Here is a 12,284-nt window from a genome sequence, read left to right on the forward strand (position 1 = left end):
ATTTTGCTGACTACTCATTCTCAAGATACTTATCCACAAGAAAAAGCCTTGTTACCAAGGCTTTAGATTGAAGATATTGGCTTTTACTAGTCTCCAAAACCTTTACTTGTCATTCACAATATTGGCAAAGGCTTCTTGGATGTCCTTATTATTGGTAGGGTACATATAATACATGTTTTCAGGATTCCCCTGATTTTGCATGGAAACTAGGACCACCGGTTGACCTTTATGGATGGTGAAATGGTAGAGAATCATGGCAGAACCTGAATACCCGTAGCTGTCTACAATGATATAGTCGGCTGTCCCTGTACCATCGTCAGAAAAGGCAACGTCTACCTTTTGTTGGTTGGTCATTGGGGCATTTTGTTCTGTCTTTTCACCTACAATAATGCGATTATTTTTAGCAAAAGACATGGCACCAAAGAAATCGTCACTTCCGTTAGGTGTTAGCCTTCTATAACTTTCTTGATTCATCTTGTGCCCAAACTCCACCATGTAACTTGCGAGCTTGGCAGCCTTGTCACTATTCCAAAGGGCTGTCGTATTGGTTGGGCTAGTCTGGCTGGACTGTCTCTTGCTTTTCACTCTGTAATAAGACGTGTAAACCACCCCTGGCCCAGCAGACTCTGGAATTTGAACCAAACGATCTGTGTCTTTGACAGAATTGTCCGGAGACGGTGCTGCTTGATTGGCTGGCACAGGCACAAAAGGATTGACCCCATGCCCTGGACCATTGTCCGCAAAATAAAACATAGGCTGACCATTGAAATCTTTAATGACAGTCTTGCCATCAGTACTTCCTGTCTCTTCAGACTTTGTGAGCCCTGACTTGGTAATGGTCACAACATGACCACCGTCAGAAACCCAGTCACCTTCGATGCTTGAAAAATCACCATTTCGAATAGCATCCACATCCATGGCAGGCATTTTAGCTTCTGATGAGGCATTCTGACTTTGAGAACTAGAGTTTGAAGACGACTCAGAAGCTCTGGAACTCGATTGTTTAGACTTGTCTGAGGAAGACGTTTGACCAGTCTGACTGCTTGACGAAGAGGCCGTAAGGGATGACGTTTGTTGAGCTTGTGAATGAAGGGAATGCCAAGCAAAAATGGCACCACCACCAAGAAGCGTCATACAAGAAACTGCAAGAACTGACGCTGCGACCTTATGAGTCACAACATACTGACTTAAGGTTTGCCAAAAGCTCTTCTTAGATGCTAACAATAAGCTCTCTACCTCTGCTCGATTAGCTAAGAGACTACCATTTTGTATCGCCTCATCGACCTCTGTCATCTTTGGGCGACGTCCATAAATCTTTATAAAATAGGTTAACCATTCTTCTGCTTTCATCTCATCTCCTTTTTGAAGCGTAATAATTTCATTTTAGCATAAATTAGGGATTCTGGTTGACTTGTAGAAAAGAAAAAACTGCAAGCAAGTAGCCGCAGTTAGTGTATAAACTTGATCATTATTTCTGACTATTTCCAAGTTTTTTAAGATAAGTATAGCCCAGATAGAAAAAGAAAAGCGCTAAAAGAATAAATAACCCCATGACGAGTTTGGTCCCACCTAATTGATAGGCAATGTAAACAAAAGTATTAACCTTAAGCTTACCACCCGTTTTTTCCAATAGCGAAAGGCTCTGTGAGTAATAGTGACCAAGCCAAATAGCTCCTAGCCCTAATAACGGATAAATAATGACACCCAAGATAGGGTTCTTTTTTAACAAATTATCTAACATACATCCCCCAATTTTTTTATGCTATAGTAATAGCTTACCAAAGAATGACTAGAAAAGCAAAGTGCCTCCCATTGCACAAAAATCGAAAGGAACCTAGCCAAGAAGCTGGTTCCATTGTAAATCTAAAAGACGACACGTGTTCCATGAACTTGCTCAAGACCAGCTATGGCAAGAAATTGGTCACGATTAGCCACAGAGATACCACCTCCTGCTAAAATATCCAACTGACCGTCTGCTAGCTGAACCAATTCTGCATAACGTTTCAAGCGTAAGTCTAGAGCAGTCTCAGGAGTTCCAGCACGGGTGAGCAGACGCGTCACTCCATTTTCCTTGAGCCACTGGATAGCACTCGGCTGGTCTGCTTTAGGGATTTGGTCAAAGGCCATATGCATGGTGACCTCTAAGCCTCGACTAGCATCTAGCAAGGTCTTTAGAGCTTCTGTATCGAGTTGGTTTTCTGAAGTTAAAGCACCTAGTGCAAAGCCGTCAACACCCAATTCACGCGCACACTTGATATCTTCTAGCATGATAGCTAATTCCTGCTGGCTATAGACAAAGTCGCCCCCTCGTGGACGAATCATCACAATCACCTTAGCCTGATAATCCTTGGCCAACCCAACAGCCGCCTTTATGACACCATAAGAAGGTGTCGTGCCTCCAACAGCCAGATTATCACACAACTCCACGCGTTGAGCACCGGCTTGAAAAGCTTTTTCTAAGTAAGTCACATTCTCTGCACAAAATTCATATATTGGCATACTGAACCTCCAATTAGTTGTAATAGCAAGCGGATTGACTTTCAGTTTTTCTTTTGATAAACCCATAACACTATAGCAAATGATAGCAATTGCCATAGAAGGATTCTCACAATCTGCAAACTATCTGCTTCAGAATTTGAAACCACATGAACTAGATTTGAAGCAAGATTATTAAAAAAATGATCTCCTAACCCAAACCACAAGGAACCTGTTATTTTGTAGAGTAAGGACCATTTGATACTCATCATTCCCGCTAAGATAACATAGCCAATGCCCATGGCGATGAGATTTACAAGTGACGATTCTCCTTGAAGATAATCTCTTAAGGGCATTACCAAGTGCCATACTCCAAATAGGAAGGCTATAAAGAATAGACTCTTGCGGTACGAAAGCCCTTCAAGAATTTTTGTGAAAAGGCCACGAAAAACTCCTTCTTCCATCCATACGTTTATCAGGTTAAACAACACACTTGAGAGAATAAGTAAGATTCCTTCTTGAGATACTTTTTCGTTTGTTAAGGAAAAACCACTGGCGTAAAACGATAAGTGAACATTGCCATGAAGAAACAAGAGAACAATGCACTCAACTGTATATGCAAAGACGGAACACACTAAACCAAAGAGCAGGCCCTTCCCTATACCACTCACGGTTCCGTCAGGACTGAAACCAATATCTTTCCATCTTAAATTACAAATTGAAAGGACTCCCCACAGTAGAAGAATTCCAAAAATCTTATGTAGAAAATTCTCAGATAAGAAGGTCTCATCCGTCCTCATATAGAAGTATTCAATTAGCCTTGCTACTGAGCAGATAACAAATATAATTGAACAACTTAAAATAGGTTTCTTTATTAGTTGATTTAGCATATCTTTCTTTCAAATAAGTCTTTTATAAAAGTTAATTTCAATATTTCACTCAGTCCAATTCCTTCTCTAGTTCTTTTAGAAAGGTGATTAAAAATTGATGGCGACTTTCTGCCATTTGTTTGGCAGTCTCCGTGTTCATTTCATCTTTTAAGAGGAGCAACTTGTCGTGGAAATGTTGGACGGTATCAGTAAGGGGTCTCCCTTTGTGGCCACCATAGGAAAAAGTTCGCGCAATTCCTACAGCTCCTATCGCATCCAGGCGGTCTGCATCCTGGACAATCTTGCCTTCTAACGATTCTGGATGTTTACCGCGATTTTTGCTGAAAGAAACAGCATTGATAACCCGACAAATCTGGTCGATTTGCTTTTTAGGAGCACCAATCTCTTCTAGAAACATGCGAGCATTCGCATTATTCTCTGTTTGAAACAATTTATCATCATCAGCATCGTGAAGAAGAGCTGACAAGCCCACTATCTCCAGATTACATAGACCTTCTGCTTGTGCGATTCTCATAGCATTGGTATAGACGCGAAGGGTATGCGCCACATCATGGCCATCCGCTCGATCAGCAAATAAGGTTTTAACATACTGCTTAGCAGCAAGAATTCGTTCTTCGATCATCGTTCTTGTCCTTTGGTATAATCTGTGCACAGTTCTATCTATTCATTTGAACTAGTAATGGAGAGGTGCAGTTTACTTAAAAACCGCCTCTCAGCGATTACTACTTCCTCTTTTGTGGAAAAAGCGGGAGACCAAGTTTGGCAATCTTTTCCGCTGGGGTCTTCATGCCATCCTTGACCCATTTGGAAATCACTGAAACAATAGCCGAGCTCCAGAAGGAATTGAGGTAACTACCAGCACCATTTGATGAGCTACCATTTCGTTTTTCCAAAAAATCATAAACTGCCTTGGTCAATACCTGCTCAAAATTATAATCAATGGCAAGACTGATGATTTTGGCTTCTTTTTTGACTTCTTTAAGGAGATAAACCCAGACCTGATAGAGATCAGTCTTAAGATTATAGCCGTCCAAAGACTTAGTAATCTTTGCAATGCTAGACTCAAAAATAGATTTCAAAATCTCTTCCTTAGAACCATAATTGCGATAAAAGGCAGCACGAGATACACCCGCACGCTCAACCAGTTCCGATATGGTAATCTTTTTAAAGTCTTTTTTCTCCAACAATTGCAGGAGAGAAATTTCAATGGATTCTCGTGTAATTGCTTTGTTTTCTTGGTTAAATCGTTTGAGATTTTCCAAGGATTTCTCTGAGATTTTTCTTTCTGCCATAACATTCACTTTCTATCTGTCACACCTGATGAGATCTGCTTTGATAGCAAAGCACTTCATGATAAAATTGTAAAAGAAGACAAATAACTTGTCAATGTACATTATGCAGATATGAGGTGTAACCTATGAAATGGAAAATTATTGCGGATTCAGGCTGTGACTACCGTTCTTTGGACAATCTGGCACCAGATACGGAGTTTGTCAGTGTTCCTTTGACTATCCAAGTGGGCGAGACCATTTACAGGGATGATATCCAACTCAATATTGATCAAATGATGGAGGAAATGTATGCGACTACGACTGCTTCTAAGTCTGCCTGTCCGAGTCCTGATGATTATATGAAATCCTTTGAAGGAGCGGACAATATCGTCGTCGTGACGATCACTGGAACCCTTTCTGGTAGCTACAATAGTGCTGAAATCGCTAAGAAAATTTATCTGGAAGAGCATCCTGATACTAAGATTCACGTGATTGATAGCCTGTCAGCTGGTGGTGAGGTCGACCTTATCGTTCGTAAACTCAATCACTTAGTCGCTGAAGGCCTTGATTTTGACCAAGTCGTTAATGCTATCACAAGCTACAAGTCTAAAACCAAGTTGCTCTTTGTCTTGGCAAAGGTCGATAATTTGGTGAAGAATGGTCGTCTAAGTAAACTAGTTGGCACCGTTGTTGGACTCCTTAATATCCGTATGGTCGGTGAAGCTAGTAAGACAGGTACTCTTGAGTTGCTTCAAAAAGCCAGAGGTCAAAAGAAAGCTATCAAAGCTGCCTTTGATGAACTCCTCAAGGCTGGTTATGCTGGAGGCCACATTACGATTGCCCACCGCAACAATGAAAAATTTATCGAGCAATTCTCTGAATTGGTTCGTGAAAAATTTGCCCAAGCAAGCATCGAAGTCCTTCCTACTTCTGGACTCTGTAGTTTTTATGCTGAAGAAGGCGGACTCCTTATGGGGTATGAAATTTAAGAAGACATTGAAAAGAGGCTGGACTACATGTTCGGTCTTTTAAAAATCAGATTATGCTATTTGATAATCAGCAGAATAGGATTTTAAAACTAAAAATTCTTTCTTGATAATCCAACGTAATCGCTTTCATCACCCCCTTCATTTATGGTAAGATGGAAGTGACGCATTAGTATCATATGCTTATCAATTTAAATACCCTTATTAAACATGGAGATAGTTTATGAAACAGAAACATTCACATTTTCTAATCCCTGGGATCCTTCTTCTAGGGATTGTTTTGCGGGCCCCGTTCACAACCTTGTCTACGGTCTTATCAGACATTGCTTCTGGTCTAGGCGTTGAGGTCAGTTCTCTCGGTCTCTTGACAAGTCTGCCTCTCTTGACCTTTGCGATATTCTCTCCTTTTGCGGCTAGCTGGGCCAAACGCTTTGGTATTGAAAGACTCTTCCTCGGTGTTTTAATTGTGATGACACTTGGTTCTGCTTTGCGTACCTTCAATCTTCCCCTCCTTTATGTGGGGACGCTTTTAGTCGGAGCTGGGATTGCCTTTATCAACGTCCTTCTCCCAAGCCTCATCCAAGCTAATGAGCCAAATCAGTTAGGATTCTTAACCACACTCTACATTACAGCCATGGGCTTGTCCACAGCTGTGGCTTCATCGGTAGCCGTTCCAATCACTAAGGCAACCTCATGGCAAGGCTTGGTCTGGGTATTGACAGCAGTCTGTGCCCTGGCTCTTGTAGTTTGGCTTCCTAATGTCCGTCACAATCATTACTTAGAACAAGAAACTTCTACCAGCGAAAATTCAGGCAGCTGGTATAAGAGTGGCAAGGTCTGGGCCATCATTATTTTCGTTGGATTACAGTCACTCTTCTTCTATACCACTATCACTTGGCTTCCAACCATGGCTACACAAGCCGGTGTCGGCGAAGCCAATGCCGGAATTCTAGCTTCCGTTTTCACACTGACGAGTATTCCATTCTCTATGATTGTTCCTAGCCTAATCACGAAACTTTCTGATCGCAACCGCCATTTGATGCTAGTGGCTACCGTCCTAGCAGGACTTATCGGAGTGGCTATGCTTCTAGTCAATACAAACAGCTTTGTGTATTGGTTGGTCCTTAACCTCCTAATCGGAAGTTCTGCTAGCGTCCTATTCCCTTACATGATGGTTTCCTTTTCAATGAAGGCTAGCACGCCTGAAAAAACAGCCCAACTATCAGGTTTAGCCCAAACCGGAGGCTATATCTTTGCAGCCCTTGGTCCAGTCTTGTTCGGTTCAAGCAAACAACTCTTTAACTCTTGGACCCCTGCTGTTTTAATTCTTCTTGTCTTGACCATAATCATGGGAATTGCCCTTTACAAAGTTGAAAAAACAGACCTTATTTTGTAAGAGAAAAACTAATAAAAGAAAATGCCCCACAAGTTGTAGCTTGTGGGGTGTTATTTTGCGTGCGGCGAATGAATGTAACTTTTAAATACAAAGGTCGAAGTATTCGTATTTGTCTTTCGACAAGTTCCCTTAACCACAGAACCCTATTTCTCTAGCCAAAAGAACGCTTGGTTTAACATCTCTTTTGCTTGTCCAAGCATACACGGTCCATGAGAAATAATAATATTCTTAGGTTCCCATTTCTTTATTTTGTGATAACTCCTCAAAGCTTGTTTTTTGCCAAATAAGAAACTTATTCTTAAATCTCTTGGTGTTTTACCATTTGGATGGTGATTATCACCTATTTTAAAAAGTAGCTTTTCAAAAAGCGATAATTTCTCAGTTTCTATGTTTTCAATAAGATCCGTTAAAATCAAAGTTGAACTTTCAGTATGGAAAAAAACAACCTCTTTCACATAAAAACTTCCCTCAAATGTTGTAAAAAGAATTTCTTCGTTCCAATTGGCCTTGCTTAATTCTTGACCATAATCCAAACTCATTCCCGATTTTCTGGCACGCTTTTGAACACCACTAGCTAGCCAAACTTTTGCTTCAGGAAATAGTTGATGCCATTCATCTATATAACTATAATGTAAGACATTGGGTGCAATAAGGTGTTTTACCTCACCCAATTTCTTGATTTCAAAAAGTAAATTGTCATTAGGCTTAGTCGGTGAATGCACCCAAAGACCACCATTCTGTAGACGGATAACTGTCATTCTAGTTGAAAAAGGCACTTTGAAGAATTTGAAATCCATCAGTACTTCTTCCCCATCCACAATCCATAGGTTATCTGCTATCTTTTTTAAGGAATTGAGGGGAGTATATTTTTTGACTTCCATGAAACTCTGCTTTCTAAATTAATAAAGTATAATCAATCGTTATTCTCCAAAAATGGAACAACCAAGTCAATCCACTCTTGAGGTAGGTAGGCTGATAAATAGCCGTGATTATATCCTTTTGCCTCAAACAAGATAGTGTTGGGATGCAGCTGCTCAAATAACCTAGCTGACTCCTTAACACATTTCAATTCTTTTTCACCATAAATATAGAGAACCTGCGCCTTACTTTTAGAAATCCTACTCTTCAACTTATAATGCCCCATATAAGTTGAAGAGATGGTCACTAATGTTTTGATAGGCGTCCTTGGCATATCCTCCATATAAAAATTTTTTATCTCGTCTGGGTAAGCTAATTGGGGATAGAATTTATTCATTAAGCTTAACTGAAGTTTACAAGAGGATTTACTAAACATCAGTTTACCAAATAAAGATACCAAAAAGATGCTAAATCTCGCCAACCTTGGCTGAGGAATACAGATACTTCCGTCTATGATAGCTTTCTCAGCTATATCGCTATCTAAGGACAAAAGTTCCATAGCAATTTGACCTCCAAGTGAAACTCCACCTAAAGCAAACAGTTTTCCATCACAATTCTCTTTGATATAGTCTAGGATTTCTAAGGCAGAATCTTCAGTAGAAACATAATCAAGTTGATATTCCTCGCCATGGCCATTCAAAGTGGGTAGAATAACACGGTATTCTTCTGACAAGATTCGTGCTTGACGAAGATAGTTCCACCAAGAGCTACCACCGCCATGTATCAGTAAGATAGAAGGCAAATTCTTATCCCCAAATTCATGGAATTTCATATTTCAACTCCTTACTTTAGGACTTTCACTTGCTAAATCCTTGTTTAATCAGCTCGTAGAAGCAAAGCTACACACTCCACGTGTCCTGCTTCATGTAATTGAACACTAGTTTCCTTGAACTCTTTGGTATATTTTTGGCTCATTTGGACATCTCCTTTGGTTAGATACTATTCTACCAAAACGTGTCCATAAAATCATACTAACATCAGTTCACTTACTTTGACAAAGTGGAGGTATCTATCCTCAAGACCCTCAATGCATTCCATACTGCTAGTAGCGTTACACCAACATCTGCAAAGATGGCCTCCCACATATTAGAAATTCCCAATCCACTTAGAACCAAGAAAATTAGTTTAACTACAATAGCCAAGGTCATGTTTTGTTGGGCTATTCTGACTGTCTTTTTTGCCAGTCGAATGACTTGAGGAAGTTTTCCAAGGTCATCATCCATCAGTACAACATCTGCTGATTCAATGGCTGCGTCCGAACCTAGCCCTCCCATAGCAATACCAACATCTGCCCTAGCAAGAACCGGTGCATCATTCACCCCATCTCCAACAAAGGCAACAGCCTGCTGAGACTGAGTCAGAATTTCCTCAAATGTACTCACCTTATCCTGAGGCAAGCAATCTCCAAATGCATCATTAAAGGCAAATTGCTGTGCAAATTCATCAACCACTGCCTGACGATCGCCTGAAAGGAGAACCGTCTTTTTAATTCCGACTGCCTGTAAATCCTTCAAGGCCTCGATGCTCGTCTCCTTCACTTGGTCTGTGATAAGGAAATAGCCTAGAAAATGACTGTCCTCTGCCAAATAGAGAACTGTTCCTGTGCTGTCAATAGCTGGATAAGCAATCCCTTGAACTTCCATTAATCTAGCATTCCCAAGATAGAGCTGTCTGCCATCTACCCTACCGGACATGCCCTGCCCTGGTAGCTCGGTAATCTGACTCACCCTATTCTCGTCCACTTCCTGTCCATAGGCTGTTCGAATAGAGTTTGCGATTGGATGATTGGAATAGCTTTCCAGATGGGCAGCGAGGTACAGAATATCATCCTCGACACCTTCTGCGTTGACAACGGTATCCACCGCAAAGATACCTTTTGTAATTGTCCCCGTCTTATCAAATACGACCGTATCCAACTTGGCAAGAGCCTCTAAATAATTCCCACCTTTCACTAAGACACCTAATTTAGATGCTCCCCCTAGCCCGCCAAAGAAACTCATTGGTACCGAAACCGCAAGAGCACAAGGGCAAGAAATGACTAAAAAGGTAAGTGCCCGATAAAGCCAAGTCGACCACTCCCCTAAACCAAGCAAGGGAGGCAGGCTTGCAAGCAGAAAAGCGATTCCGACAACCACTGGTGTATACACACGCGAAAAACGTGTGATCATCCGTTCCGTCTCCGCTTTTTTATTGCTTGCATTTTCAACTAATTCCAAAATTTTGTTGACCGTTGATTGCGAAAAAGTCTTACTCACTTCAATTACCAATGGACTAGTCAAATTGATCACACCACTTGTAATGTCCTCACCAACGCCAATTTCCCTAGGCAGTGATTCTCCTGTCAAGGCTGACGTATCCAGAATAGAACGACCTTCTCTGACCAGACCATCTAGGGGCACCTTCTCCCCAGGCTTAACTAAAATATGGTCCGCAACCCTTACTGTTTCAGGGTCTACTTGAACGGTTTCTCCCCCCTCTAGTCTCCAAGCCTTATCCGACCGAATATCCATCAATCGTGCAATGGACTGACGAGATTGAGAGGTGGCCTTATCTTGGAAATACTCCCCAATCTGATAAAAAAGCATGACGGCTACTGCCTCTGGAAATTCTCCCAAGAGAAAGGCTCCTAAGGTCGCGATACTCATCAAAAAGTTTTCATCAAAAAGATTACCACGTTGAATATTTTGAACCATCTTGATAAGAACCTTATGGCCGATAATGATATATAGGGTCAGATAATAGACCAGACGAATCCAGAAATACTCCTCTGGCAGGAAAAAGCCGAAGGCAAATAGAATCATAACAGCAAGTAGCAGCTCTTTCGCCCAATCTCGTTTTTCTGGAAGTGCCTCTTCCTTTTTCTCACTGATAACTTCGATTCCAGGTTCAATAGCATCCACCAAGTCAATAATTTCCTTATCTATCCCATCTTCGCTTTTTGTTTCCAAAATCAGCTTTTGAGCTATCAGATTGACAGTGGCAGATTCTACCTGCTCCAATTGATTGACAGCACGTTCAATCTTAGCAGCACAATTGCCACAGTCAATTCCTCGAAGTTCATACTCTTTCTTCATGTTTTTCCTCTTTCAAATGTTTCAGTGTCAAAGACAAGACTGCTGCGACATGATCGTCCGCAAGTTCATAATAGGTCATCCTTCCTTTTTTCTCCCCCTTGACCAATTGGCAGTCCCGCAGATAGCGTAGTTGGTGAGAAATAGCAGACTTGGTCATCTGTAACGCAATCGCTAAGTCTCCGACACAAATTGGATTTTGCCGTACTGCTTGTAAAATCCGCAAACGAGTTGGGTCAGAAATCGCCTTAAAAAAATTGGACATATTTAGCAATGTAACGGTATCAAACTCCGTCTCATGGACCCCTTGAATTAAATCTGGATTACAAGCTGTTAAACACTGTGACATATTTTCTATTCCTCCTATACTAAAGTTGTATCAAGTAACATCATGATTAGAAATCCGGCCATAACCCCACCTGTCGCAATATCGGTATTCTTGTGCTCTTGAGCACCTGGCACAAGTTCTTCCACTGCAACATAAATCATGGCTCCCGCCGCAAATAAGAGAGCATAAGGTAGTAGCTGGGTCATAGACATAACAGCATAGGCCCCTAAAACAGCTGCAATCGACTCAACAATCGCTGACATGGCGCCATAGTAGAAAGCTGATTTCCTACTTCGCCCTTCTACCCGTAGTGGCAAGGACAAGGCAGAGCCTTCTCGAATATTTTGGATGCCAATTCCCAAGGCCAATCCAAGGGCACTCATTCACGTAAAGGAAAGTCTAGTTGCGAGATTTGCCACACTAGCAAATGCCACACCAACTGCTAAGCCCTCTGGTATATTATGAAACACTACCGCCAGATAAAGCAGCATGGTCTTTGATAAGGGTCTTTTGGGATTCAAAATCCCTTCCTTATCACTCATCTGATGATTCAAATGTAGGTCGGGAACCAAATAATTAATAAAGCGGATAAATAAGCCCCCGACAATAGAACCAACAGCCGTCGTCAACCAGTAAAATCTGTTCGTAGCTATTGACTGGCTATAGTCCAAAGAAGGGACAAGCAAAGGCCAGACTGCCGCTGCCGTCATAATGCCCGCTGCCAAGCCCATCATCATATCCATGAATTTTTGATGAATGGTTTTGACAAAAAAGACCAAACTAGCACCGATAAGGGTACAAAACCAGTTGAATAAGCCAGCTAATAAAGCTTGCATTACTGGTGATAGAGAAGAAAAATTACATCTCATACCTCAATAATCGATGATTCAGTTGAACAACCACTCAACTATTATCATTATAGTTGAACACTCGCTCAATTGTCAAGGAA

At 41.3% G+C, this 12,284-nt stretch carries 12 protein-coding genes and 1 pseudogene; 2 read left to right on the forward strand and 11 right to left on the reverse strand.

All coding sequences use genetic code 11. From position 1 onward, the window contains the following. Window positions 1–102 precede the first annotated feature (102 nt). The 6 genes from H7T99_RS05845 to H7T99_RS05870 form a co-directional block, all read right to left on the reverse strand. On the reverse strand, window positions 103–1,350 hold the full coding sequence (locus H7T99_RS05845) for a DUF4767 domain-containing protein (RefSeq protein ID WP_037603951.1): 1,248 nt from the start codon (window positions 1,348–1,350) through the stop codon (window positions 103–105). 118 nt (window positions 1,351–1,468) lie between these two features. Next, window positions 1,469–1,741 (reverse strand): hypothetical protein, encoded by a 273-nt coding sequence (locus tag H7T99_RS05850; protein ID WP_021144457.1) that lies wholly within the window; start codon window positions 1,739–1,741, stop codon window positions 1,469–1,471. 122 nt (window positions 1,742–1,863) lie between these two features. Further along, window positions 1,864–2,499 (reverse strand): copper homeostasis protein CutC, encoded by a 636-nt coding sequence (locus tag H7T99_RS05855; RefSeq protein WP_037603953.1) that lies wholly within the window; start codon window positions 2,497–2,499, stop codon window positions 1,864–1,866. A 41-nt stretch (window positions 2,500–2,540) separates the two neighbouring features. Further along, window positions 2,541–3,365 carry a CPBP family intramembrane glutamic endopeptidase gene (locus H7T99_RS05860; RefSeq protein WP_037603955.1) on the reverse strand — a complete coding sequence of 275 codons (825 nt, stop codon included), beginning with the start codon at window positions 3,363–3,365 and terminating at the stop codon, window positions 2,541–2,543. Window positions 3,366–3,414: 49 nt separating this feature from the next. Continuing rightward, window positions 3,415–3,987, reverse strand: coding sequence for an HD domain-containing protein (locus H7T99_RS05865; protein ID WP_037603957.1), 573 nt, complete (start codon window positions 3,985–3,987; stop codon window positions 3,415–3,417). A gap of 100 nt (window positions 3,988–4,087) precedes the next feature. After that, a complete protein-coding gene (locus H7T99_RS05870; protein ID WP_037603958.1) occupies window positions 4,088–4,657 on the reverse strand; it encodes a TetR/AcrR family transcriptional regulator in 570 nt (189 codons plus the stop codon). Between the two features lie 125 nt (window positions 4,658–4,782). Between H7T99_RS05870 and H7T99_RS05875 the strand changes: the two genes are divergently transcribed. Together H7T99_RS05875 and H7T99_RS05880 are read left to right on the forward strand one after the other, a co-directional pair. Next, window positions 4,783–5,625, forward strand: a complete 843-nt coding sequence (locus H7T99_RS05875; RefSeq protein WP_037603959.1) for a DegV family protein — start codon at window positions 4,783–4,785, stop codon at window positions 5,623–5,625. A 220-nt stretch (window positions 5,626–5,845) separates the two neighbouring features. After that, window positions 5,846–7,018 carry a CynX/NimT family MFS transporter gene (locus tag H7T99_RS05880; RefSeq protein ID WP_037603960.1) on the forward strand — a complete coding sequence of 391 codons (1,173 nt, stop codon included), beginning with the start codon at window positions 5,846–5,848 and terminating at the stop codon, window positions 7,016–7,018. Window positions 7,019–7,161: 143 nt separating this feature from the next. On the opposite strand, the gene H7T99_RS05885 is transcribed toward H7T99_RS05880, so the two are convergent. From H7T99_RS05885 to H7T99_RS10595, 5 genes and pseudogenes are all read right to left on the reverse strand, one after another. Continuing rightward, entirely contained in the window at window positions 7,162–7,899 is a 738-nt protein-coding gene (locus tag H7T99_RS05885) for a DUF4336 domain-containing protein (RefSeq protein ID WP_037603962.1), read from the reverse strand. Between the two features lie 32 nt (window positions 7,900–7,931). Continuing rightward, complete coding sequence (locus tag H7T99_RS05890) at window positions 7,932–8,708, reverse strand: alpha/beta fold hydrolase (RefSeq protein ID WP_037603963.1); 777 nt, start codon at window positions 8,706–8,708, stop codon at window positions 7,932–7,934. Between the two features lie 214 nt (window positions 8,709–8,922). Continuing rightward, window positions 8,923–11,010: a heavy metal translocating P-type ATPase gene (locus tag H7T99_RS05895; RefSeq protein WP_002890512.1), complete on the reverse strand. Its 2,088-nt coding sequence runs from the start codon at window positions 11,008–11,010 to the stop codon at window positions 8,923–8,925. Further along, a complete protein-coding gene (locus tag H7T99_RS05900) occupies window positions 10,994–11,356 on the reverse strand; it encodes an ArsR/SmtB family transcription factor (RefSeq protein WP_002890511.1) in 363 nt (120 codons plus the stop codon). Before H7T99_RS05900 ends, H7T99_RS05895 begins: the two co-directional genes overlap by 17 nt. A 14-nt stretch (window positions 11,357–11,370) precedes the next feature. Then, window positions 11,371–12,204 (reverse strand): annotated as a pseudogene (locus tag H7T99_RS10595) (ZIP family metal transporter). Window positions 12,205–12,284: the final 80 nt, after the last annotated feature.

It is taken from the genome of Streptococcus sp. 17.1, from assembly GCF_016648655.1.
Taxonomy (GTDB): Bacteria; Bacillota; Bacilli; order Lactobacillales; family Streptococcaceae; genus Streptococcus; species Streptococcus salivarius_E.